At 67.7% G+C, this 23,587-nt stretch carries 23 protein-coding genes, 1 pseudogene and 1 other annotated feature; of the genes and pseudogenes, 18 read left to right on the top strand and 6 right to left on the bottom strand.

Annotated elements, in window-relative coordinates:
• Positions 1-3: 3 nt before the first annotated feature.
• The 4 genes from tnpA to ACSVDD_RS28665 all read left to right on the top strand — a co-directional run bounded on the left by tnpA (position 4) and on the right by ACSVDD_RS28665 (position 3,707).
• Positions 4-414 (top strand): IS66-like element accessory protein TnpA, encoded by a 411-nt coding sequence (gene tnpA, locus ACSVDD_RS28680; protein ID WP_448192840.1) that lies wholly within the window; start codon positions 4-6, stop codon positions 412-414.
• Positions 411-758: an IS66 family insertion sequence element accessory protein TnpB gene (tnpB, locus tag ACSVDD_RS28675; RefSeq protein ID WP_448192839.1), complete on the top strand. Its 348-nt coding sequence runs from the start codon at positions 411-413 to the stop codon at positions 756-758. The genes tnpA and tnpB overlap by 4 nt, the downstream gene beginning before the upstream one ends.
• Before the next feature lie 79 nt (positions 759-837).
• Complete coding sequence (tnpC, locus tag ACSVDD_RS28670; RefSeq protein WP_448192838.1) at positions 838-2,448, top strand: IS66 family transposase; 1,611 nt, start codon at positions 838-840, stop codon at positions 2,446-2,448.
• 27 nt (positions 2,449-2,475) lie between these two features.
• Positions 2,476-3,707, top strand: a protein-coding gene (locus ACSVDD_RS28665; protein ID WP_448192837.1) for an IS3 family transposase whose coding sequence is annotated in 2 segments (ribosomal slippage) — positions 2,476-2,770 and positions 2,770-3,707 — 1,233 coding nt in all. Because the reading frame shifts where the segments join, the coding sequence is not laid out codon by codon here.
• Positions 2,760-2,876: a sequence feature (AL1L pseudoknot), on the top strand. Its footprint overlaps the gene before it by 117 nt.
• Positions 3,708-4,067: 360 nt before the next feature.
• Here the strand turns inward: ACSVDD_RS28665 and ACSVDD_RS28660 are convergent.
• A pseudogene (locus tag ACSVDD_RS28660) lies at positions 4,068-4,299 on the bottom strand (ISL3-like element ISAzs13 family transposase); the annotation flags it as partial.
• Between the two features lie 539 nt (positions 4,300-4,838).
• Here ACSVDD_RS28660 and ACSVDD_RS28655 point away from each other — a divergent pair.
• Positions 4,839-5,021 (top strand): hypothetical protein, encoded by a 183-nt coding sequence (locus tag ACSVDD_RS28655; protein ID WP_448192836.1) that lies wholly within the window; start codon positions 4,839-4,841, stop codon positions 5,019-5,021.
• A gap of 95 nt (positions 5,022-5,116) precedes the next feature.
• Here the strand turns inward: ACSVDD_RS28655 and ACSVDD_RS28650 are convergent, their stop codons facing one another.
• From ACSVDD_RS28650 to ACSVDD_RS28635, 4 genes are all read right to left on the bottom strand, one after another.
• Positions 5,117-5,542 carry a Ros/MucR family transcriptional regulator gene (locus ACSVDD_RS28650; protein ID WP_448192835.1) on the bottom strand — a complete coding sequence of 142 codons (426 nt, stop codon included), beginning with the start codon at positions 5,540-5,542 and terminating at the stop codon, positions 5,117-5,119.
• 191 nt (positions 5,543-5,733) lie between these two features.
• Positions 5,734-6,951: an ATP-binding response regulator gene (locus ACSVDD_RS28645; RefSeq protein WP_448192834.1), complete on the bottom strand. Its 1,218-nt coding sequence runs from the start codon at positions 6,949-6,951 to the stop codon at positions 5,734-5,736.
• 116 nt (positions 6,952-7,067) lie between these two features.
• Positions 7,068-7,517: a DNA polymerase III subunit chi gene (locus ACSVDD_RS28640; RefSeq protein ID WP_448192833.1), complete on the bottom strand. Its 450-nt coding sequence runs from the start codon at positions 7,515-7,517 to the stop codon at positions 7,068-7,070.
• Between the two features lie 21 nt (positions 7,518-7,538).
• Positions 7,539-9,038: a leucyl aminopeptidase gene (locus ACSVDD_RS28635; protein ID WP_448192832.1), complete on the bottom strand. Its 1,500-nt coding sequence runs from the start codon at positions 9,036-9,038 to the stop codon at positions 7,539-7,541.
• Between the two features lie 139 nt (positions 9,039-9,177).
• On the opposite strand from ACSVDD_RS28635, the gene lptG reads away from it, so the two are divergent.
• The 3 genes from lptG to pdxA all read left to right on the top strand — a co-directional run bounded on the left by lptG (position 9,178) and on the right by pdxA (position 12,802).
• Positions 9,178-10,272: an LPS export ABC transporter permease LptG gene (lptG, locus tag ACSVDD_RS28630; protein WP_448192831.1), complete on the top strand. Its 1,095-nt coding sequence runs from the start codon at positions 9,178-9,180 to the stop codon at positions 10,270-10,272.
• An 83-nt stretch (positions 10,273-10,355) separates the two neighbouring features.
• Positions 10,356-11,801 carry a peptidylprolyl isomerase gene (locus ACSVDD_RS28625; protein WP_448192830.1) on the top strand — a complete coding sequence of 482 codons (1,446 nt, stop codon included), beginning with the start codon at positions 10,356-10,358 and terminating at the stop codon, positions 11,799-11,801.
• The gene (gene pdxA, locus ACSVDD_RS28620; RefSeq protein WP_448192829.1) at positions 11,798-12,802 is read left to right on the top strand and encodes a 4-hydroxythreonine-4-phosphate dehydrogenase PdxA; all 1,005 of its coding nucleotides are present in this window, start codon (positions 11,798-11,800) and stop codon (positions 12,800-12,802) included. Before ACSVDD_RS28625 ends, pdxA begins: the two co-directional genes overlap by 4 nt.
• Before the next feature lie 85 nt (positions 12,803-12,887).
• Here pdxA and ACSVDD_RS28615 read toward each other — a convergent pair whose 3' ends face one another.
• Positions 12,888-13,490: a LabA-like NYN domain-containing protein gene (locus ACSVDD_RS28615; protein WP_448192828.1), complete on the bottom strand. Its 603-nt coding sequence runs from the start codon at positions 13,488-13,490 to the stop codon at positions 12,888-12,890.
• Positions 13,491-13,787: 297 nt separating this feature from the next.
• Between ACSVDD_RS28615 and rpoZ the strand changes: the two genes are divergently transcribed.
• The 10 genes from rpoZ (at position 13,788) to era (ending at position 23,436) form a co-directional block, all read left to right on the top strand.
• The gene (gene rpoZ / locus ACSVDD_RS28610; RefSeq protein WP_448192827.1) at positions 13,788-14,219 is read left to right on the top strand and encodes a DNA-directed RNA polymerase subunit omega; all 432 of its coding nucleotides are present in this window, start codon (positions 13,788-13,790) and stop codon (positions 14,217-14,219) included.
• 96 nt (positions 14,220-14,315) lie between these two features.
• The gene (locus tag ACSVDD_RS28605) at positions 14,316-16,493 is read left to right on the top strand and encodes a RelA/SpoT family protein (protein WP_448192826.1); all 2,178 of its coding nucleotides are present in this window, start codon (positions 14,316-14,318) and stop codon (positions 16,491-16,493) included.
• 66 nt (positions 16,494-16,559) lie between these two features.
• A complete protein-coding gene (locus tag ACSVDD_RS28600; RefSeq protein ID WP_448192825.1) occupies positions 16,560-17,303 on the top strand; it encodes a sulfite exporter TauE/SafE family protein in 744 nt (247 codons plus the stop codon).
• 18 nt (positions 17,304-17,321) lie between these two features.
• Positions 17,322-17,729, top strand: coding sequence for an HIT family protein (locus ACSVDD_RS28595; protein ID WP_448192824.1), 408 nt, complete (start codon positions 17,322-17,324; stop codon positions 17,727-17,729).
• 226 nt (positions 17,730-17,955) lie between these two features.
• Positions 17,956-19,638 (top strand): methyl-accepting chemotaxis protein, encoded by a 1,683-nt coding sequence (locus ACSVDD_RS28590; protein WP_448192823.1) that lies wholly within the window; start codon positions 17,956-17,958, stop codon positions 19,636-19,638.
• An 85-nt stretch (positions 19,639-19,723) separates the two neighbouring features.
• Entirely contained in the window at positions 19,724-20,488 is a 765-nt protein-coding gene (locus ACSVDD_RS28585) for a pyridoxine 5'-phosphate synthase (protein WP_448192822.1), read from the top strand.
• The gene (gene acpS / locus ACSVDD_RS28580; RefSeq protein WP_448192821.1) at positions 20,485-20,916 is read left to right on the top strand and encodes a holo-ACP synthase; all 432 of its coding nucleotides are present in this window, start codon (positions 20,485-20,487) and stop codon (positions 20,914-20,916) included. Before ACSVDD_RS28585 ends, acpS begins: the two co-directional genes overlap by 4 nt.
• A 29-nt stretch (positions 20,917-20,945) precedes the next feature.
• Entirely contained in the window at positions 20,946-21,698 is a 753-nt protein-coding gene (gene lepB, locus ACSVDD_RS28575) for a signal peptidase I (protein ID WP_448192820.1), read from the top strand.
• A gap of 24 nt (positions 21,699-21,722) precedes the next feature.
• The gene (gene rnc / locus ACSVDD_RS28570) at positions 21,723-22,466 is read left to right on the top strand and encodes a ribonuclease III (RefSeq protein WP_448192849.1); all 744 of its coding nucleotides are present in this window, start codon (positions 21,723-21,725) and stop codon (positions 22,464-22,466) included.
• Positions 22,459-23,436 (top strand): GTPase Era, encoded by a 978-nt coding sequence (gene era, locus ACSVDD_RS28565; RefSeq protein WP_448192819.1) that lies wholly within the window; start codon positions 22,459-22,461, stop codon positions 23,434-23,436. Before rnc ends, era begins: the two co-directional genes overlap by 8 nt.
• The last annotated feature ends 151 nt before the right edge of the window (positions 23,437-23,587 follow it).

The following is a 23,587-nucleotide window of genomic DNA, read 5'->3' as shown; positions in this document are numbered from 1 at the left end:
GTCATGGCTTACCAGCGTGTCGAGGTTCTGACGGGGACGGAGCGGCGGCGGAACTACACGCCGGCGGAGAAGGTGCGGATGGTCGAGGAGGCGTTCCGCCCCGGCGTGGTGGTGACGGAAGCGGCCCGCCGCCTGGGCGTGCACGAGAGCCTGCTGTACCGCTGGCGGCGGCTGATGACGGCCACCGGCACGGCTGTGGCCGAACCGTCCAGCTTCGTCGCGGTGACCATCACGCCGGAGCCGATCGCCACCGAACCGCTGGTGAAGGCGCCTGAACCACCGCCGCTTCCGATGACACCGGCCGCGAGCCCGGCGGCGGTCCTCGAGGTGATCCTGCCCGGCGGGGCGCGCCTGCGCCTGGAAGGGCCGGTCGATCCGGCCCTGGCCGCGGCCGTCGTCGGTGCCCTGGCATGATCCCGGTGCCGAGCGGCGTGCGGGTCTGGCTGGCCAGCGGCCACACCGACATGCGCAAGGGCTGGGCGAGCCTGGCGCTCCAGGTCCAGGAGCGGCTCGGTCAGGATCCGCACGGCGGCCATCTCTTCATCTTCCGCGGTCGCCGGGGCGATCTGGTGAAGGTGATCTGGCACGACGGCCAGGGCAGTTGCCTGTTCGTGAAGCGGCTTGAGCGGGGCCGGTTCATCTGGCCCACGCCGGTGGACGGCGCGGTGTCGATCACGGTCGGGCAGATGGGCTATCTGCTCGAAGGCATCGACTGGCGCAACCCGCAGAAAACCTGGAGGCCCGGGGCCGCCGGCTGACTGCGACACGGTGAATCGACGCCGCCGTTCCGGCCGGAATGCGGCGGCTCTTCGGGACAATCCCGGGTAAACTGGCGCCATGACCGCCGCTGCCCCGCCCGACGACATTGCCGCCCTGCGCGCCGCCTTGGCGCAGGCCGAGGCGCGAGCGGATGCCGCGGAAGCCGAGGCGGCCCGGGCCAGGGCGGTGGCCTCCAACACCGATGCCCTGATCGCCAGCCTGAAGCTGGAGATCGAGAAGCTGCGCCGGGAGCTGTACGGCACGCGCTCCGAACGCAAGGCGCGCCTGCTGGATCAGTTGGAACTCCAGCTCGAAGAGCTGGAGGCGACAGCCAGCGAGGACGAGCTGAAGGCCGAGGCGGCGGCGGCCCGAACCACCGCGGTGGCGGCCTTCGCCCGCAAGCGGCCCTCGCGCCAGCCCTTTCCCGACCACCTGCCGCGCGAGCGCGTCGTTGTGCCGGCACCGGCCACATGCCCGTGCTGCGGCTCGGACAAGCTGTGCAAGCTGGGCGAGACGATCACCGAGACGCTGGAGGTGATCCCGCGCCAGTGGAAGGTGATCCAGACGGTGCGCGAGAAATTCTCCTGCCGGCACTGCGAGACGATCAGCCAGCCGCCGGCGCCCTTCCATGCCACGCCGCGCGGCTGGGCCGGCCCGAGCCTGCTGGCGATGCTCCTGTTCGAGAAGTTCGGCCAGCACCAGCCGCTCAACCGGCAGGCCGAGCGCTTCGCCCGCGAAGGCGTGCCGCTCAGCGTGTCGACGCTGGCCGACCAGGTGGGCGCGGCGGCCGCAGTGCTGGCGCCGCTGCACGCGCTGATCGCGGCGCATGTGATGGCGGCCGAGCGGCTGCACGGCGATGACACGCCGGTACCGGTGCTGGCCAAGGGCGCGACCGACACCGGGCGGCTGTGGGTGTATGTGCGCGACGACCGGCCGTTTGCCGGCCGGGCTCTGCCGGCGGCGCTGTTCCACTACTCGCGCGATCGCAAGGGCGAACACCCAGAACGGCACCTGGCCGGCTTTGCCGGCTGGCTGCAGGCCGACGCCTTCGCCGGCTACAACCGGCTGTACGAGGCCGACCGCAAGCCGGGGCCGATCGGCGCCGCGCTGTGCTGGGCCCATGCACGACGGGGTTTCTTCAAGCTGGCCGACATCGCCGCAAGCAAAAGGCGCGGCAAGGACGCCCCGCCGATCGCGCCGTTGGCGCTGGAAGCGGTGAAGCGCATCGACGCCATCTTCGACCTTGAGCGCGCCTTGACCGGCAAGCCGGTGGCCGAGCGGCTGGCGGCGCGCCAGGAGCACGGCGTCCCTTTGGTTGGCGCGCTGGAGAATTGGCTGCGCACGGAGCGCGCCCGGCTCTCCCGCCATGCGCCGGTGGCCAAGGCGATGGACTACATGCTGACCCGCTGGGACGGCTTCACCCGCTTCCTCGGCGACGGCCGGCTGTGCCTGACGAACAATGCCGCTGAGCGTAGCCTTCGCGGTATCGCTCTGGGCAGAAAGGCGTGGCTGTTCTGCGGCTCCGATCGCGGCGGCCAGCGGGCGGCCATCCTCTACGGGCTGATCACCACGGCGAAACTGAACGACGTCGATCCCCAGGCGTGGCTCGCCGACGTCCTGGCCCGCATCGCCGACCTGCCGCAGAACCGCTTGCCCGAACTGCTGCCCTGGAATTGGAAACCGGCCTGACCGCGGTGCTCACCGGATGCGTACATCATGACGAAGCAGGCATCACCCAAATACGCCCCTGAAGTCCGCGAACGCGCGGTGCGGATGGTGTTCGAGCACGAAGGGGATCACGGTTCGCAGTGGGCGGCGATCGGCTCGATTGCGGCGAAGATCGGCTGCACGGCGGAGACGCTGCGGGGCTGGGTCCGGCAGGCCGAGCGTGATCAAGGCAAGCGGCCCGGGCCGACGACGGATGAGCAGGAGCGGATCAAGGCGCTGGAACGCGAGGTCCGGGAGTTGCGCCAAGCGAACGAGATCCTACGGAAAGCATCGGCGTATTTCGCCCAGGCGGAGCTCGACCGCCCGTTCAAGAAATGATCGCCTTCATCGACGCACACCGCGCCGTTTACGGGGTCGAGCCGATCTGCAGAGTGCTGCCGATCGCCCCGTCGACCTACCGCGTCCATGCCGCCCGGCGAGCCGATCCGTCCAAGGCGCCGGCCCGCTCGCGAAGTGATGCGGAGCTGAGTTTGGCTATCCGACGGGTCTGGGACGCGAACTTCCAGGTCTATGGGATACGTAAAGTGTGGCGGCAGTTGCGGCGGGACGGCATCGACGTGGCACGCTGCACGGTGGCCCGGCTGATGAAACACATGGGTCTGAAGGGGGCGACGCGTGGCAAGACGGTCCGCACCACGATCAGCGACCGGGCGGCGCCGTGCCCCGCTGACCGGGTGAATCGCCGGTTCCAGGCGCCACGCCCGAACGCCTTGTGGGTGGCGGATTTCACGTATGTGTCGACATGGCAGGGCTTCGTCTATGTCGCCTTCGTCATCGACACCTTCGCCCGCCGGATCGTGGGCTGGCGGGTATCCAGCACAGCCCATGCCAGCTTCGTTCTGGATGCCCTGGAGCAGGCGCTTCATGACCGCCGGCCCGCCAAGGGCAGCGGCCTCATCCATCATAGCGATCGTGGATCGCAATACGTTGCGATTCGCTACACCGAGCGTCTCACCGAAGCTGGGGTTGAGCCCTCCGTGGGAAGCGTTGGCGATTCCTACGATAACGCGTTGGCCGAGACCATCAACGGTCTCTACAAGACCGAGGTGATCCGGCGCCGCGGGCCATGGCGCACCCTGGAGGCTGTCGAGTTCGCCACCCTCGAATGGGTGGACTGGTTCAATCACCGGCGCTTGCTCGAACCCATCGGCAACATTCCACCCGCCGAGGCCGAGGCGCGCTACTATGCTCAAACTGAGGACGTCGCCATGGCGGCGTGACTCAAGCCAAATGGCCTCCGACAAACCCGGAGCGGTTCAGACCGCCTTGACCCTGGAGTGGAGCACTGGGCCAGTGGAAGGGCGGATTACCAAACTCAAGCTGGTGAAACGCCAGATGTACGGCCGGGCGAGATTCGACCTCTTGCGCCAGCGGGTGCTCGCCGCAGCTTAAAATGCTTAAAGTTGTGCACCGAGAATGCGGGAGAGCCCATTTTCACCGGACTGTGCAGAGTTCGAAACCCGCTCGGCCGTACATGGTGCGCTTGACGGTCTTCAGCCGGTTGATGCGCCCCTCGACCGGGCTGGTGGATCAAGGCGTCTCCAACGCCGCCTCAACGGCCGCCAAGTCCTTGCGCAGTCCATGGGCACCGCGCGGATCAAGCGCAGCAGCGTGTCGCCGCTGACCGGTATGGCGAGTCGGGCGGACGCCGGGCGCCGGGATTTCCACCAGCAGTCAGCGCAATAGCGCGCTGCGCCTCGGCGAGCCGGCGGGTGCGCCGGACCCGGGGCGCCACCACGGTGGGCTGCGTTCGGCGAAGATGTGGCGGGGATAGTCCGCCGTCGCACACCGGAAGCGGTCCATCCGCATTCTCGGTGCAAAGGCAGGGCTTGAGCGGCACTGGTCAGACGGCCTCTCGCCGACCGACCGACTCGGAGAGGTCGGACATAGGGGGTGAGCTGCACGCCGGAGTTGGCAATGTCCGTTGCGGCCTGATGCTGGATGCACTGGGTGCCGATGTGCGGGAGGCTCGGCCGCTGATACGCTCGCCGACGGTACTTTTCGATGTGGAGTCGGTCGCGCTCGCTGCCGAGGGGCGGTACGGAAAATTGCTCAATTGGTCCCGATAGCTGTCGGAACCGCGAAAAATATTTTCCGGGAATTTCCTCTTTAAAATCAAGAGCGTAGTTTTGTGACGGCCCTATCGTCGGGCATTGCAGGCCGTTCGCGACATATTTCTCAGAAATTTCAACCTGTTATGGCACCTTTGGACAATCGAGTGGGAGTGAGTTGAATCCCTCCCCCAGCCGGGCTGGGGGAGGGAAAGGGCCTGTCCCAAGCCGGACCGGGATCGTATTGCCGATTTCCCTGTTGTTTCCAGAGAGCCTGGACCGCAACAGAGGGATTTCGACATGAAACGCTACAAGCTGATTGCAGCTGCTCTTTCAGCGACCATGCTGCTGGCGGCTTGCAACACGGGTACGGTGCTCGGCGGCGGTGCCGGTGCGGCCGGTGGCTATGCGCTCGGCGGCAAGCGGGGGGCGGTGATCGGCGGCCTCGGCGGCGCTGCTGTCGGTACGGCCCTCGATCATTAGGCCACACCCAAAAACCCAACCCCAAAATCTGTCTGCAACATCGGGGGGCGGGGACGGCGCACCAGCGCGGTTCCCGCCTTTCCCGTGTGCGGAGCTTACTTCTTCGCCTTGGCGCGGCCCTTGGTGCGGCCACCCTGAAGGCCGAGGCCGGAAGCCTTTGCCAACTGCGAACGAGCCTCGGCGTAGTTCGGAGCGGTCATCGGGTATTCGCGCGGCAGGCCCCACTTGGCGCGGTACTGGTCCGGCGTCAGGTCGTGGTCGGACGCAAGATGCCGCTTCAGCATCTTCTGCTGCTTGCCGCACTCCAGACACGTGATGTAGTCGGGTTTTACGGACTTTTTGATCGGCACCGCCGGGGTCTGCGGCTCGGACGTGGCCGACTCGCCGGTTTCACTGCCGACGCGGCTCAGCGCCGAATAGACGCCCTGAATCACCGAAGGAAGGTCATTCACCGAGACGCTGTTGTTGGCCGCGTACGCTGCAACGATCTGCGCCGTAAGCTGCTGTAGATCCTCTGCCACCTGGGCTCTCCCTGCGTTTATCTGCACTCTGACGCAGAGCATACATGAATGTGACCATGGGTCTAGTGTTTACAGAGACGTATACCGCCAATTCATTGTTTGCCCGTGTATCGGTTGCGTGGTTACGCAATCGAAAACGCGAGTGCTCGAATGGAAAAAGTCTCGATTCTTGAACAGGGGAAAGAAGGGTTTCAGCTGCGCGCGGCTTCTGCGGCGGGGGCGGCGATGATGCGCGCGGCCGGCAACAGAATGGTGACTTTCGTGCCGCGCCCCGGCGCGCTGTCCAACTCCACCCGGCCGCCGTGCAACTCGGCAAAACGGCGCACGATGGGCAGGCCGAGGCCGATGCCCTCGTGCTGGCGGGCCAGCGACCGCTCGGCCTGGGTGAAGGGATTGAAGATGCGGTCGACCATCTCCGGCGCGATGCCCGGCCCGTCGTCGCTCACCCGGATCGCCACGCCTTCGCAGCACTGCGCGGCGCTGAGCGTCACGTGGCCGCCGGAGGGCGTGAACTTGATGGCGTTGTCCAGGAGGTTCAACAGCATCTCGCGCAGCCGCCGGTGGTCGGCGCGCAGCGTCAGCGCCGGCACCGGTTCGAGCGTCAGGGCGACGCTCTTGGGCTGTGCCTTCGGGGTCAGAAGGTTGATGCAGGTGCCGAGCAACGCCGGCAACCGCACGTCCGACTCCTGAATCTCCACCGAGCCGGTGGAGCCGCGCGTGTAGTCGAGGATCTTGTTGACCATGGACAGCAGCACGTTGCCGCTCTCCTCGATCAGCTTGACGTAGTCCATGTAGTCGGGGTGGCCGAGCGGCCCGAGGGACTCGGCGGCCATCACCTCGGCGAAGCCGATGACGGAGTTGAGCGGCGTGCGCAGCTCGTGACTCATCACCGAAAGGAAATCCAGCTTGGCGCGGTCGGCCCGGTGGGCGGCGGCCAGCGCTTCGCTCAGCTCGGCCGTGCGGTCGGCGACGCGGCGCTCCAGGTCGCGGTTCTGCTGGGCCACGTGCCGGTACAGAGTGCGGATCTCCAGCATGTTGCGGACGCGGTGCAGCAGCTCCCACGTGATGAACGGCTTGGTCAGAAAATCGTTGGCGCCCATCTCCAGCGACTTGCGCCGGGTGTCCTGGTCGGTCTGCGCGGTCAGTACCAGCATCGGCACGTGGTCGCCGGCGTAGATCGCCTTCAAACGCTCCATCAGCTCGAAGCCGCTCATGTGCGGCATGCGGATGTCGATGAGCAGCAGGTCGAACACCTGCGCCTCGCACAGCGGCGGCACCCGGCGCGGGTCGGTCTCGCCGCGCACGTTGGTGTAGCCGTCGTGCGCCAGCATCTCGCGCAGCAGTTCGACGTTGGAGGCGTTGTCGTCCACGACGAGGATCGCCGCGGCCTTGATGTCGTCGCGCGTCATGATGCGGCGCTGCTGTCCCCTGGCTGCCGATTGGTCTTCAAAGTTGCCAATAGTCGCAGGAAAAGCAATTGGCTTATCGGTCGATCTTCACGCTGCACCTGCGAAACAGGCGCCGCTCACGCCTTTTTCTCCCAGGCTCCGCGCTCGTTCTCCTGCCAATAGGTCAGGGTGTGGCCGTCGGCCTTGCAGGCTTTCCAGCGGTCGCGCGCCGCCATCACCGCCTCGTCGTCGTTGCCGTCGAACAGGTCGCAGACGAGGTCGTAGGAGGCCAGTTTTTCGCTGACGCCGCCATCGAGTTGGAACAGCACGGTGGCAGCGTTGGGGTTCTCGTCCTCGGACGTCAGCCAGATCGGCTGTGCGTCGGCGAATCCGTCGCGCTGGTTGCCGTGCGGCAGGAAGGACGCCGCATCGTAGGTCCACAGATGCTGGGTGAGCACGTCGACGCGCTCCCGCGAGCCGGCGAGCACCACGGCCCGCCAGCCGCGCTCCAGCGTCTTCTCCAGGAGCTTGGGCAGCACCTGCTCCAGACTGCGGCGCTGGAGGTGGTAGAAGCGGACCTCGGTCATGGGTGGGTGCCTAAGCGTCTATCACCCCTCGTGGAAATCCGCGACGAAGCGGTCGAGCAGGCGGACGCCGAAGGCGGTGCCGCCCTTCGGCACCACGGCGCTGTCCTTTTTCGACCACGCGACCCCGGCGATGTCCAGATGCGCCCACGGCACATCGTTGACGAAGCGCTGGAGGAACTGCGCCGCGGTGATGCTGCCCGCCGCCCGGCCGGAGCCGGTGTTCTTCATGTCGGCGGCGTCGGTGTTGATGTCCTTGTCGTAGGCGTCGCCCAGCGGCAGCCGCCACATCGGCTCGCCCACCGCGGTGCCGGCGCTGGTCAGCGCCCCCGCCAGTTCGTCGTTGTTGGAAAACAGGCCGGCGTGCTCGTGGCCGAGCGCGATGATGATCGCCCCGGTCAGCGTGGCGACGTCGATCATCAGGCGCGGCTGGCAGGTGTCCTGCGTGTACCACAGGCAGTCGGCCAGCACGAGACGGCCCTCGGCATCGGTGTTGACCACCTCGATGGTCTGGCCGGACAGCGAGGCGACGATGTCGCCCGGCCGCTGCGCGGTGCCCGAGGGCATGTTCTCCACCAGACCGACGACACCGACCGCGTTGACCTTGGCCTTGCGGCCGGCCAGCGCCATGATGGTGCCGATCACCACGGCCGAGCCGGCCATGTCCCACTTCATCTCCTCCATGCCGGCGGCCGGCTTGATGGAGATGCCGCCCGAGTCGAACGTTACGCCCTTGCCGATGAAGGCCACCGGGCGGCGGTCGGCGGCTTCGGGATTGCCGTTCCAGCGCATGACGACGACGCGCGGCTCGCGGACACTGCCCTGGGCCACGCCCAGGAGCGCGTTCATCCCGAGCTTCCTGAGCTTCTTCAGGTCGAGCACCTCGACCTCGACGCCCAGCGCCGCCAGTTCCTTGCACTGCTCGGCCAGCGTCTCGGGATAGATGATGTTGGCGGGCTCCGACACCAGGTCGCGGGCGAACAGCACGGCGTCCGCCACCTTGTCCAGCCGGGCAAAGGCGCGCTTGGCGGCGTCGGCCTCGTCGGTCAGCAGCGTGACCTTCTTCAGCGACGGCTTGGCGTCCTTCTTGTCCTTGGTGCGGTACTTGTCGAAGCGGTAGGCGCGCAGCCGCGCGCCGAAAGCGATCTCGGCGGCCATCTCGGCGGGCTTGAGCGCGCTGGCGCCGGGGGATTCGACGTACAGGTGCGCCTCGGTCTCGCCGGTCTTGGCGAGTGCCGCGACGACCGCGCCGCCGGCCGACTGGAGGGTCAGCGCGGTGACCTCCTCCGGCTTGCCGAGGCCCAGCAGCAGCACGCGGCCGGCTTCCAGATTGGCGGGGGCGAGGACGGCCAGCGTCTCGTCCTTCTTGCCGGTGAAGCGGCTCGCCTCCATGGCGCGCGTCAGCATGCCCGAGGTCTTCTGGTCGAGATCCCGGCCGGCGCTGCCCAGCGCACGATCGGCAAGCACGGTGACGACGACGGTGCCTGCCTTCGGCAGGGCCGGCTTGGCGAAGCTGAACTTCATCTCACGCTCTTTCTTTTCACAGGAACGTGGGCCGAGGGTAGAGAGGTTGTCCGCCCTGTCAAGCTGCGCGGGTTGTTTTGCCGGCGGTTAGGGGGTACATAGCGCTCCGGTTCCCGTTCCCGGCCGCTGGAGGCCGATCATGTACTCGTCCGCGACGCTGTCTCGCTACATCGGCCGGCAGTTCGTCACCTGGTTCATCCTGCTGTTGCTGGTCTTCCTCGGCATCATCCTGCTGCTCGACGTGGTCGAGTTGCTGCGGCGTGCCGGCTCGAAGCCCAACATCACGCTGGGGCTGGTGATGCAGATGGCGCTGCTCAAGCAGCCGGAGATCGGGCAGCAGGTCTTCCCGTTCGTGGTGCTGTTCGCCGGCATGTTCACCTTCTGGCGGCTGACGCGCAGCGCCGAGCTGGTGGTGGCGCGCGCCGTGGGCGTGTCGGCGTGGCAGTTCCTCATGCCGGTGCTGATCGCCGCGGCGCTGATCGGCGTCGTCAAGGTGACGCTGATCAACCCTGTGGGCGCCGTGTTCATCGCCAAGTACGACCAGTTGCAGAGCCGATACCTGAAGCAGCGCAGCAGCAGTTTCGACATCTCCAAGGCCGGCCTGTGGCTGCGCCAGTCGGGGGCCGGCGAGCAGTACTTCATCCACGCCGAGACGGTGAACCCGTCGACGCTGGAACTGCGCAACGTCATCGTCTTCCTGTTCCAGGGCGACATGACCTACACCGGGCGCGTCGACGCGCCGTCGGCCGTGCTGAAGAACCGGCAATGGGAGCTGCACGACGCCGTCGTCAACCGGCCCAAGCGCGACCCCGAGGAACAGGCCGCCTACACGCTGCCCACCGAACTGGACATGGCGCAGATCGAGGAGAGCTTCGCACCGCCGGAAACCATCTCGTTCTGGGACCTGCCGCGGTTCATCCACACGCTGGAGCTGACCGGCTTCCCGGCGACGCGGCACCGGCTGCATTACAGCTCGCTGCTGGCGCAGCCGCTGCTGTTCTGCGCCATGGTGCTGTTCGCCGCGGCCTTCTCGCTGCGCATGCCGCGGCGCGGCGGCGCGCTGATCATGGTGGCGGGCGGCGTGATGACCGGATTCGTGCTGTTCATGGCCACCGACATCGTCAAGACGCTGGGCATGTCGGAGACCATCCCGGTGCTGATGGCCGCATGGATGCCGACGGGCATCGCATTGCTGATCGGCATCGCCGCGCTGTTGCATCTGGAAGACGGATGAGCGTCCACATCCGCGAACGATCCCGTTTGCAACTCGGTCGGCGGAGCCGTATTAAGGGCCGATCATCAGGGGAGCAGAAGTCCATGTTCGATTTGCGTGCCGTCCGGACCGCCCTTGCCGTGGCAAGCGCGTGCGCGGCCGTGGCGCTCGCCCCTGCGGAGAGCGCGGCGAAGGCCAAGCCGGCCCAGGGTCAAGCTCAGCCGGCTCAGGGCGGCCAGAGCGGCGGTGCCTCCGAACGCATCGCTGCGGTGGTCAACGAAGACGCGGTGTCCGTGTCGGACGTGAACGCGCGCATGCGCCTGATGGTGCTGAGCGCCGGCATGCCCGACAGCGCCGAGACGCGCCAGCGGCTGATGCCGCAGGTGCTGCGCCAGCTGGTGGACGAGCGGCTTCAGCTTCAGGAGGCCAAGCGCCTGGGCATCACCGTGCCGCAGGCCGACCTCGACAAGGCGATCGATCAGATCGCCCAGCAGAACCACATGAACCGCCAGCAGCTCCAGAAGTACATGGCGGAAAACGGCATCGCCCCCGCGACGCTGATCGAGCAGACGCGCGCCATGATCGCGTGGCAGCGCGTCATGCAGCGCCGCATCCGCCAGGAAGTGGTGATCGGCGACGACGAGGTCGACGGCGCCATGGAGCGCGTCAAGCAGAGCATCGGCAAGCCTGAATATCTGGTGGCCGAGATCTTCCTGGCCGTCGACAACCCCGATCAGGAGGAGCAGGTGCGCCGCGCCGGCGAGCGCCTGACCGACGAGATCCGCAAGGGCGGCAACTTCGCCGCCGTGGCCCGCCAGTTCTCGCAGGCGACCACCGCCGGGTCGAGCGGCGACCTGGGCTGGGTGCGTCCGGGCGAGCTGGACCCGCAGATCGACGCGGCGCTGGCGCAGCTCCGCCCCGGCCAGATGTCGCCGCCGGTGCGCACGGCGTCCGGTTATCACATCCTGCTGGTCCGCTCGAAGCGCGCCATCGGCGGCGCCGAGGAAGAGGCGCCGCCCCCGCAGCCCGTCGTGCAGACGATCCAGCGGCCGGACATCAACAAGGCCAAGGTGCACCTGAAGCAGATCATCCTGCCGGCCACCGACGACGCCCAGCGCAAGGCGGTCACCGCGCAGGCGGAGAAGCTGCGCAAGTCGATCAAGAGCTGCGCCGACTTCGAGGAGAAGGCCAAGGCCACCGGCGTGCCGGAGTCGGGCGACATGGGCACGCTGCGCGTCAAGGATCTGCCGGCGGGCCTCCAGCAGCTCGTCCTCGGCATCCCCGTGGGGCAGCCGAGCCCGGTGCTGAACGGCGGCGGCGGTTCGATCCTGCTGATCGTCTGCAAGCGCGACGTGCCGATGCTGCCGCCCGAGACGGTGGTGCAGAAGGCCGCCGCCCCGCCGCCCCCGCCGCCGAAGGCGAAGGAGGCGCCGCGCCTGCCGACCCGCGAGGACGTCGAGGGCATGCTGATCCAGGAGCGCGCCGAACTGGTGTCGCGCCGCTATCTGCGCGACCTGCGCCGCGCCGCGTTCGTGGAGTACCGGGTGTGATCTCGCAGATCCCGCTGGCGGTCACCATGGGTGAGCCGGCGGGGATCGGCGGCGAGATCGTGCTGAAGGCTTGGGCGGAGCGCCGGACCACCGGCGCTCCGCCCTTCGTCGTTCTGGACGACCCGCTGCGCCTGACCCGCCTCGCCGCCCTGATCGGGCTCGACGTGCCCGTGCACGCCGTCACCGGGCCGGAGGAGGTGGGCGCGGTCTTCGACGCGGCGCTGCCGGTGCTGGCGTTGCCGCTGGAGGCCCCCGTCGAGCCGGGGCGGCCCGACCCGGCCAACGGTGCGGCGGTGATCGCCAGCATCGACCGCGCGGTGGAGCTGGTGCGTCAGGGGCGGGCGTCGGCGGTGGTGACCAACCCGATCCAGAAGTCGGCGCTCTACGCCGCCGGTTTCCGGCATCCCGGCCACACCGAATATCTGGCGCACCTCGCCGGCCTCACCGAGGAACCGGTGATGATGCTGGCCACCGCCGATCTGCGGGTGGTGCCGGTGACCATCCACGTGGCGCTGCGGCAGGCCGTGGACTTGCTGACCGCCGAGTCCATCGTGCATTGCGGCCGGGTGACCGCGGAGGCGCTGGCGCGTGACTTCGGCATTTCCAGGCCGCGGCTGGCGGTGGCGGCGCTCAACCCGCACGCGGGGGAGGGCGGGTCGATGGGGCGCGAGGAGATCGACGTGATCGCGCCGGCGGTGGCGGCTTTGCAAGCCGCGGGGCTCGACGCGTCCGGGCCGAAGCCGGCCGACACGCTGTTCCACGCGCACGCCCGCACCCGCTACGACGCGGTGCTGTGCATGTACCACGATCAGGCGCTGATCCCGCTGAAGACGGTGGACTTCGACACAGGCGTCAACGTGACGTTGGGGCTGCCGTTCGTCCGCACGTCGCCGGATCACGGGACGGCTTTGGACCTGGCGGGGACGGGACGGGCGAGTGCGTCGAGCCTGGTTGCGGCGATGCGGATGGCGGGGGAGATGGCTGGCCGTCGGAGAAAATAGCCCTCCCCCAGCTCTCGGCGGCCACAGGCCGCCTGTCGCGTCAGCGCAAGCTTCGCTGGCGCGAGAGCGGGGCTGGGGGGCTGGCTTACAAATTGTCGAAGACGTCGCCGTTGTCGAGATCCTGCGGCGGGCTTTGGTTCGGGTGGCTGGACGGGTGGCCGCCCATGCCGCCGTGCGGCTCGCGGTGGTGGTGGACGCGGGCGATGGAACCGGCGAGGTCCTGCAACTCGATGAAGTTGTCGGCCTGACGGCGCAACTCATCGGCCACCATCGGCGGCGAACTGCGCACCGTGCTGATGACGCTGACCCGCACGCCCTTGCGCTGCACCGCCTCGACCAGACGGCGGAAGTCGCCGTCGCCGGAGAACAGCAGGATGTGGTCGACGCGCTCGGCCATCTCCATCACGTCGATGGCCAACTCGATGTCCATGTTGCCCTTGATCTTGCGGCGGCCGGACGCGTCGGTGAACTCCTTGGTCGGCTTGGTCACCATCGTGTAACCGTTGTAGTCGAGCCAGTCGACCAGCGGCCGGATCGGCGAATATTCCTGATCCTCGACCAATGCCGTGTAATAAAATGCCCTAATGAGTCGGCCTTCCGCTGCGAAACCGTCGCGCAGCCTTTTGTAGTCGATGTCGAATCCGAGGGCGCGGGCGGCAGCGTAGAGATTGGCGCCATCGATGAACATGGCGACGCGCTCTTCTTTGTAGAAAAGGCGGCTGAGTTCTTTTGGCAATGTCGCTGATCGATCCAATTTCCTGTTCCTTCTACAAGCAATGATGGAAATATTCGGTCCCTACAAAATGCAGTGCACCAAATTGCAAAATAGGCCGGTTCTCCCGAAGCGGCAAGGGCGCAACGGTGGGCGACCGTCCGGCGAAGGAGCATTGCCTCCGGTGTCTTGCGTTTTGTGTCATGCCGCTTGCATGGTCGGGGTGTCGTCAATATATTCGGACCCCTCCCAGGAATCCGGAGTTGGTTTGGCATGGCCCGCGTTACCGTCGAAGATTGCGTCCTCAAGGTTCCCAACCGGTTCGAGCTGGTGATGATGGCCGCCCAGCGCGCCCGCGAGGTCGCGTCCGGCGCCCCGCTGTCCATCGACCGCGACAACGACAAGAACCCCGTCGTGGCGCTGCGCGAAATCGCGGATGAGACGGTGGTGCTGGAGCACCTGAAGAACTCGCTGATCAAGGGCCACCAGAAGCACGTCGAGCCGGACGAGCCCGAGGAGGAAATCGTCGAGCTGATGGCCGGCGAGCACGACTGGGCGCGTCAGGCCGACAACTCGCTGGACGGCGACGACGTCATGGGCGAGGGCGAGGAACTGGGCGAAGACGACGATCTGGCCGCCGACATGGAAGCCGATCCGGACAAGGCCTTCGGCATGACCGAGGGTGATGTCGGCGACGACGTCTGATCCGGTGTGGGCGCGCGGGTGGCCGTCCGCGCCACCCGGTTCCATATATCTCGATATTTCAACCGGTAGGGCGCACTTGGCGCCGGGTCGGGTGGCATGATCCGGCAATATGAACTCGTGGAGCGGGTGAGGGCTTACGATCCGTCGGCCGACGAGGATCTGCTCAACCGCGCCTACGTGTTTTCCATGAAGGCGCACGGGTCGCAGACCCGCGCCTCGGGCGACCCGTACTTCTCGCACCCGCTGGAAGTCGCCGGCATCCTCACCAACCTGAAGCTCGACGCCGCCACCATCGTGACGGCGCTGCTGCACGACACGGTCGAGGACACCGTCGCCACCCAGGAAGACATCGAGCGGCTGTTCGGCCGCGAGATCGGCCGTCTGGTCGACGGCGTGACCAAGCTGTCGCGCCTGGAAATGCAAAGCGAGCAGGCCAAGCAGGCGGAGAACTTCCGCAAGCTGGTGCTGGCGATGTCCGAGGACATCCGCGTGCTGCTGGTCAAGCTGGCCGACCGGCTGCACAACATGCGCACGCTCCACCACATCAAGAACCCGGACAAGCGCAAGCGCATCTCGCGCGAGACCCTGGAGATCTACGCCCCGCTGGCCGAGCGCATCGGCATGCATCAGGTCAAGGACGAGCTGGAGGACCTCGCGTTCGCCCAGCTCAACCCGGATGCGCGCGACTCGATCCTGGCGCAGCTGTCGCGCCTGCGCTCGGAGGGGGAGGACCGCGTCGAGCGCATCATCGACGAGCTGACCAAGGTGTTGGCCGACGAGGGCGTGTCGGATGCGCAGATCAGCGGGCGCGAGAAGACGCCTTACTCGATCTGGCGCAAGCTGCAGCAGAAGAACGTCAGCTTCGAGCAGCTGTCGGACATCATGGCGTTCCGCATCATCGTCGGCAATCTCGGCGAGTGCTATCAGGCGCTGGGCATCATTCACAGCCGCTATCCGGTCGTGCCCGGCCGCTTCAAGGATTACATCTCGACGCAGAAGCCGAACGGCTACAAGAGCCTTCACACCGGCGTCATCGGTCCGCAGCGCAACCGCATCGAGGTGCAGATCCGCACCCGCGAGATGCACGAGGTGTGCGAGCTGGGCGTGGCCGCGCACTGGGCCTACAAGCAGGGCCAGCCGCGCGCCGGGGCGCGCGAGTACCGCTGGCTGCGCGAATTGCTCGACATCCTGGAGCACGCCACCAAGCCCGAGGAGTTCCTGGAGCACACCAAGCTGGAGCTGTTCCAGGATCAGGTGTTCTGCTTCACGCCGAAGGGGGATCTGATCGCCCTGCCGCGCGGCGCGACGCCGGTGGACTTCGCCTACGCCGTGCACTCGGAGGTCGGCGACCACTGCGTCGGCGCCAAGATCAACGGGCGCATGCTGCCGCTGCGCACGCAGTTGCAGAACGGCGATCAGGTCGACATCATCACCTCCAAGGCGCAGACGCCGGTGCCGGGGTGGGAGCGCTTCGTCGTCACCGGCAAGGCGCGCGCCCGCATCCGCAAGTATCTGCGCACCCAGCAGCGCTCGCAATACATCGAACTCGGCCGCGCCATCCTGCAGCGCCAGTTCCGCCAGGAAGGCTACGATTACGGCGAGAAGGCGCTGGAGGGGGTTCTCAAGATCTTCCAGCAGCCGGCGGTGGACGATCTGCTGGCGGCGGTCGGCTCGGGCCTGCATTCGGGGCGCGAGGTCTTCCACGCCGTCTTCCCCGGCCACAAGCCGCACGCCCAGGCGCAGGCGCTGCTCAAGGACGTCGATGACAAGGGCAACGCCCTCATCGTCAAGCCGAAGCCGAAGGCCAAGGGCAAGGCGGCGCCGCTGCCGATCCGCGGGCTGATCCCCGGCATGGCCGTGCACTACGCGCGCTGCTGCCACCCGCTGCCGGGCGACCGCATCGTCGGCATCGTGACGACGGGCAAGGGCGTCACCATCCACACGATCGACTGCGAGACGCTGGAGAGCTTCAACGACTCGCCGGAGCGCTGGATCGACGTCGCCTGGGACGTCGGGCCCGACAGCCCGGAAGAGCACGTCGGCCGCATCCATCTGGTGGTCGCCAACGAGCCGGGCAGCCTGGGCAACCTGTCCACGGTGATCGGCAAGAACGGCGGCAACATCACGAACTTGAAGATTACCAACCGGAATACGGATTTCTTCGAGCTGCTGATCGACATCGACGTCAAGGACGCCAAGCACCTGACCAACATCATGGCGGCGCTGCGCGCCACGCCGGTGATCAATTCGGTGGACCGGGCAAGAGGGCGGTAGAATCCCTCTCCCGTCATCCGATCGTTCGGGGCATAGTCGCGCCGCAACATCGCTTCGGACCCGTTCATGCTTTCCATTCTGCTCCTGGTCGCCGCCGCCTTCGCGGCGGGCGTGCTCAACGCCGTTGCCGGCGGCGGCAGCTTCCTGACCTTCCCGGCGCTGGTGTTCGCCGGAGTGCCGCCCGTCGCCGCCAACGCCACCAGCACGGTCGCCGTCTGTCCCGGCGCGCTGGCCGGGGCCTACGGCTACCGCAACGAGTTGGGCCGGCTGACCGAAGTCAGCCTGCCGTCCTTCATCGGCATCAGCGTGATCGGTGGCCTGCTCGGAGCGCTGCTGTTGTTGTGGACGCCGGACGCCACCTTCAGCGCGATCATCCCCTGGCTGTTGCTGTTCGCCACCGCGCTGTTCGCCGCCGGGCCGAAGCTGGCGGCGTGGATCCGCTCGAAGGCCCGCCTGGGACCGGTCGGCGTGCTGGTGGTGCAGTTCTTCATCGCGGTCTACGGCGGTTACTTCGGCGGCGGCATCGGCATTCTGATGCTGGCGACCTTCGGCGTATTCGGGCTGACCGACATCCATGCCATGAACGGGCTGAAGTCGCTGCTGTCCGGCTGCCTCAACGCCATCGCCGTGGTGGCCTTCGTCAGCGGCGGGGCGGTGTACTGGCACGAGGCGTCGATCATGCTGGTCGCCTGCGTGGCCGGCGGCTATCTGGGCGCTCGCGTCGCTCGCCACATCCCGCCGCCCGTCCTGCGCAAGTTCGTCATCCTCGTCGGCTCGGCCATGACGGTCTACTTCTTCCTCACCAAATAGGGACGGGGGAGGAAAACCATGGCCGACACCATCTTCGCCAGGATCATCGCGGGCGACGTTCCCTGCGCCAAGGTTTACGAGGACGAGCATACCTTCGCCTTCATGGATGCGGGCCAAGTGAACCCCGGCCACGTGCTGGTGGCGCTCAAGCGCCCGGCCGAGACCATTCTGGATATGAGCGAAGACGAGGCGGCAGCGTTGTTCCGCACCGCCCACAAGGTTGCTCGCGCGGTGCAGGAGGCGTTCCAGCCGGAGGGGCTGACCATCCTCCAGGCGAACCGGCCGGCGGGCTGGCAGACGGTGCCGCACGTTCATCTGCACGTGCTGCCACGCCACGCCGACGACGGCGTCGGCCTGGAATGGCCGCGCAAGGGGCCGTCTCTGGACGCGTTGAGGGAATTGGCGGCGCGCATCCGCGTCGGCTGATGCCGCTCCCCCCTGCGTCCAAATGGCATATTAGCCATACCTGGGCAAAAGTGACCCTGTGGTGTATCAGGGTATATTCGCGCCCTGGAAGCAGGACCGGTCCCATAAAGATGGGATTTGGTTTAACTACGAAGCAAATAAGCCGCAAAAGCGGCCATCCTCCAGGGCGCACAAACGGGTGAAGGCGCCGAAAGTGCGCCCGCCCGCCTAGGGGATGGCACGGACGATGCTGAGCAGACTGAAGATAAGAACGAAGATCCTGTTGATGATCGGGGCGGTGCTGACAGGGATGGCGCTGGGCTCCTGCGTGGCGCTGTACAACCTGCGCGCCGCCATCGTCGCCGAAAAGGAAACCCAGGTGCGCAACCTGGTCCAGGCGGCGGTTTCGGTCGCCGCCTCGTTGCAGGCGCGGGCCGCGAAGGGCGAGATCAGCGAGGAACAGGCCAGGGCGCAGGCACTGGCCACGCTGCGGCCGCTGCGCTACGGCCCGCTCAACGATTATGTCTTCGTCTATCAGATGGACGGCACCTCGCTGGCCATCGGCCCGCGTCCGCAGGACGAGGGCAAGCCGCGCATGGACGCGCTGGACGCCGCCGGCAAACCCTACATCCGTGCCATGATCGAGGCCGCGCGGGCCGGCGGCGGCTTCGTGTCGTATGTGGTGGCGCGCCAGGGCTTCGATGGCCCGCAGCCCAAGCTGTCCTACGCCGCTCCCTTCGCGCCGTGGGGCTGGATGCTGGGCACCGGCGTCTACACCGACGACGTGGACACCACCTTCCTGCGCAACGCCGCGGAGATCATGGGCATCGGCGCGGTGCTGGTGCTGCTGTCGCTGCTGGCGGCGCACCTCATCTCCCGCGACATCACGCACCCGCTGGCCGGCCTGTCCCGCACCATGGGCGCGCTGGCCGAAGGCGACCATTCCGTCGAGGTGGCGCACGTCGGGCGCGGCGACGAGGTGGGCGCCATGGCCGCGGCGTTGCAGACCTTCAAGGACCGCGCGCAGGCGCACCGCCGCCTGGAAGACGAGGCGCGCGCCGCGACCGAGCGCCGGCTCGGCCGGCAGCAGCGGCTCGACGCGCTGTCGAAGGACTTCAACGGCACCGTCCAGGGCCTGATGACGACGGTGCAGGAGGCGCTGGAGAAGCTGACCTCGGCGTCCGGCGACCTCAACGCCACCGCCGCGCAGGCTCAGGCGCGCAGCAGCGAGGTTTCCGCAGCCACCCAGCAATCCACCGCCAACGTCGAGACGGTGGCCGCCGCGGCGACCGAGCTGACCGCCTCCACCGACGAGATCGACCGGCAGGTCCGCATGGCCGCGGACATCTCCCGCGCGGCGCAGGCCCAGGCGGAGACCGCCAACGCGCGCATCGCTGACCTGGCCGACACCGGCCGCCGCATCGGCGAGGTGTTGCAGCTCATCACCTCCATCGCCAGCCAGACCAACCTGCTGGCGCTGAACGCCACCATCGAGGCGGCGCGGGCGGGGGAGGCGGGCCGCGGCTTCGCCGTGGTGGCGACGGAGGTGAAGAACCTCGCCAGCCAGACCGCCGACGCCACCGAGGAAATCGCCCAGCAGATCACCGCGGTGCAGGGCCAGACCGAGGGCGCCGTCGCCGCCATCCGCGAGGTCGGCGACGTGATCGGCCGGCTCAACGAACTCGCCACCGCCATTGCCGGCGCGGTCGAGCAGCAGGGCGCCGCCACCACAGAGATCGTCCGCAACGTCGAGGAAGCGGCCATCGGCGCCCGTCAGGTGTCGCGCAGCATCGGCGACGTGATGGAGGGTGCGACCCGCACCACCGGCATGGCGCATGTGGTGGCGACGGCCGCCGAACGCCTCAACGGCGAGAGCCGTTCGCTGCGCGGCGAGGTGGAGCGCTTCCTGCGCGCCGTGCAGGAGGCGTGACGCGGCGGCTGCGGCCCGCTATATAGTCGGGGTGAGCGTGCGCTGGCCGGCTGGCCGGCGCACAGCCGATTCCGGGAGCGTTGCGATGACCCGTTACCTGCGCCTGGGTGTGAACATCGATCATGTGGCTACGGTGCGCAACGCGCGCGGCGGCCGCCACCCCGACCCCGTGCGCGCCGCGCTGCTGGCCGCCGAGGCCGGCGCCGACGGCATCACCGCACACCTGCGCGAGGATCGCCGCCACATCCGCGACGCCGACATCGCCCGGCTGATGGCAGAGGTGGCTCTGCCGCTCAACATGGAGATGGCGGCCACCGACGAGATGCTGGCCATCGCGCTGAAGCACCGCCCGCACGCCGTCTGTCTGGTGCCGGAGAAGCGCACGGAGGTCACCACCGAGGGCGGCCTCGACGTGGACGGCGGCCGGGCGCACCTGGAGCGTTACGTGCAGGAGCTGGGCGCCGCGGGCATCCGCGTCTCGCTGTTCATCGACCCGGAGGTCCGCCAGCTCGACGCGGCGCGCGATCTCGGCGCGCCGGTGGTGGAACTGCACACGGGGGCCTATTGCGACACCGCGCCGGGCGCCGGCCGCGGGTCGGAGCTGACGCGGTTGCGGCAGGCCGCGGCGCACGCCGAGTCCATCGGCCTGGAGTGCCACGCCGGACACGGGCTGGACTATGGCACGGTGGGGCCGGTGGCGGACATCGCCAGCATCGTCGAGTTGAACATCGGTCACTTCCTGGTCGGCGAGGCGCTGTTCGTCGGACTGGCCGAGAGCCTGCACGAGATGCGCCAGCGGATGGACGAGGCGCGTCCGGGTGCCACGCGGCCACGGCGGGAGCCGGCATGATCCTGGGCATCGGCAATGACCTGACCGACATCCGCCGTGTCGAGCAGACGCTGGAGCGTTTCGGCGAACGGTTCCTGAACCGTGTCTTCACCGACGTGGAGCGCGCCAAATCCGAGCGCCGCGTCGGCAAGGGCGGCAAGTACGACGCTCGCGCCGGCAGCTACGCCAAGCGCTTCGCCGCCAAGGAGGCGTGCGCCAAGGCGCTGGGCACCGGGTTCCGCAACGGCGTGTTCTGGCGCGACATGGGGGTGGTGAACCTGCCCACCGGCCAGCCGACCATGAAACTGACCGGCGGGGCGCTGGAGCGCTTGCAGGCGATCACGCCGCTGGGCATGCGCGCGCGCATCGACGTGACGCTGACCGACGAATACCCGCTGGCGGAAGCCTTCGTCGTTATCAGTGCCGAGCCTGAACCTCCCTCTGCATGACTTTTCCCGACGCGAAGAATCGAGAGCACATGGCCTTGGTCGAAAAGAAAAAGGAAGCCGGCGGCATCGGCGAGACGCTGAAGACGGTCTTCTATGCGGTGCTGATCGCGTTCGGCGTGCGCACCTTCGCGTACGAGCCCTTCAACATCCCGTCGGGATCGATGATCCCGACGTTGCTGATCGGCGACTATCTGTTCGTGTCGAAGTTCTCGTACGGCTACAGCAAGCACACCATCGCCTTCGGCCTGCCGCTGTTCGACGGCCGTATTCTCGGCAAGATGCCGGAGCGCGGCGACGTCGCGGTGTTCAAGCTGCCGCGCGACAACAAGACCGACTACATCAAGCGCGTCATCGGCCTGCCGGGCGACAGCGTGCAGATGATCGGCGGCATCCTGAACATCAACGGCAAACCGGTGCAGCGCGATCGCATCGAGGATTATGTCGGACGGGACGGCCTGGGCCGCGAGACGCGGGTGGCGCAGTACATCGAGACGCTGCCCAACGGCGTGAAGCACCGCATCCTCGAAGAGTCCGACCACGGTCCGCTGGACGACACGCAGGTCTACAAGGTGCCGGAAAACCATCTGTTCATGATGGGCGACAACCGCGACAACTCGCTGGACAGCCGGGTTCCCAGCATGGTCGGCTATGTGCCCATCGAGAACGTGGTCGGGCGGGCCGAGTTCCTGTTCTTCTCGCTGGAGGACGGCACGCGGTTCTTCGAGGTCTGGCGCTGGCCGTTCGACCTGCGGTTCTCCCGGCTGTTCAGTGGCGTGAAGTAAGGGCGTGATTTGACCAAGGAAACCATGGTGCCCACCGGCACCGACCAGGGCGCCGACGTCGCGGAGCTGGCGATGGCGCTCGGCCACGCGTTCGCCGACGCGAGTCTGCTCGCCGACGCGGTGACGCACCCCAGCCTGATGGGTCTGGAGCGCTCGGACAAGGGCATCGCCCCCACGCACGGCCCCGGCATCGCCTACGAACGGCTGGAGTTCCTCGGCGACCGGGTGCTCGGCCTGTGCGTCGCCGAATGGCTGCTGGAGCGCTACCCTGGCGAGAAGGAAGGGGCGCTCGCCAAGCGGCACGCCGCCCTGGTGCGGCGCGAGGCGCTGGGCACGGTGGCCGATGGGCTCGCCCTCGGGCGCTATTTGCGGCTGTCGCCGGCCGAGGCATCCGGTGGCGGGCGCGGCAACCGCACGATCCTGGCGGACGCCTGCGAGGCGGTGATCGGTGCCCTGTACCTGGACGGCGGGCTGGAAGCGGTTCGCCGCTTCATCCGCGGCGCCTGGGGCTCGATGATCGACCGGCATCAGCCGCCGCCCCTGGACCCGAAAACGGCGTTGCAGGAGTGGGCACAGGGCCGCGGTCGGCCCTTGCCGTCTTATGAAATGGTGGAGCAGAGCGGCCCGGCGCACGAGCCGGTGTTCCGTGTGCGGGTGCGGGTGGAGGGGGAGGAGCCGGTGACGGCCTCCGGCGCCTCCAAGCGCGCCGCCGAAAAGCAGGCGGCCAGTGCGTTGCTGCGCCAGTTGGGAGTTGCGGTTGATGAGTGACGATATCCACGACGACGATCTGCCGGAAGACGAGACGCCGGACGAGGAGACGGCCGGAACCGAGCCGGAGAACCCGCGCTGCGGATTCGTGGCGCTGGTGGGTGCGCCGAACGCCGGCAAGTCGACGCTGCTGAACGCCATGATCGGCCAGAAGGTGTCGATCGTCAGCCCGAAGGTGCAGACCACGCGTTCGCGCGTGCTGGGCATCACCATCGAGGGCGACAGCCAGCTGTTGTTCGTCGACACGCCGGGCATCTTCACGCCGAAGAAGCGCCTGGAGCGCGCCATGGTCGCCGCCGCGTGGCAGGGGGCGAACGATGCCGATCTCGTCGGTGTGCTGGTGGACACCTCGCGCCGGGGCATCGACGACGACACCCGTGGCATCATCGAGGCGCTGAAGGAACAGCAGCGCCCGGCGATCCTGATCCTCAACAAGATCGATCTGGTCAAGCACCGCGAGAATCTGCTGGCGCTCACCGCCGAGCTGAACGACGCCGGAGTGTTTACCGACACCTTCATGGTGTCGGCGTCCAACGGCGACGGCGTGCAGGATCTGCGCAGGTTCCTCGCCGCGCGCATGCCCGAAGGGCCGTGGCTGTACCCGGAGGATCAGATCTCCGACATGCCCATGCGCCTGCTGGCCGCCGAGGTGACGCGCGAGAAGCTGTTCCTGCAACTGCACCAGGAACTGCCCTACGCCGCCACGGTCGAGACCGAGGAGTGGGAGGAGTTCGACGACGGCTCGGTCAAGATCCGCCAGATCGTCTATGTGCAGCGCGAGAGCCAGAAGGCCATCGTGCTGGGCAAGGGCGGGGCGCGCATCAAGCAGATCGGCCAGTCGGCGCGCACCGAACTGTCGGAGTTCCTGGAACGCCGCGTCCACCTGATGCTGTTCGTCAAGGTCCGCGAGAACTGGACCGAGGACCCCGAGCGCTACAGCGTCTGGGGCCTGGACTTCGAGCAGAAGTAGGTTCTTTTTTGCCGTCATGGCCGGGCTTGCCCCACGGCTGTCCGGTTAAGGATCATGTCCATTGCAGGGTGAGTTGCCTTGGCTCTTCGCCTAGGTTTGGACGGGGAGCGTTGAGGCGGTCGAGGCGCTTTCGGTGCATGAGGTTGGCGCG

The sequence above is a fragment of the Azospirillum terrae genome (assembly GCF_053470425.1).
This window is presented reverse-complemented; position numbering and strand designations above follow the sequence as displayed.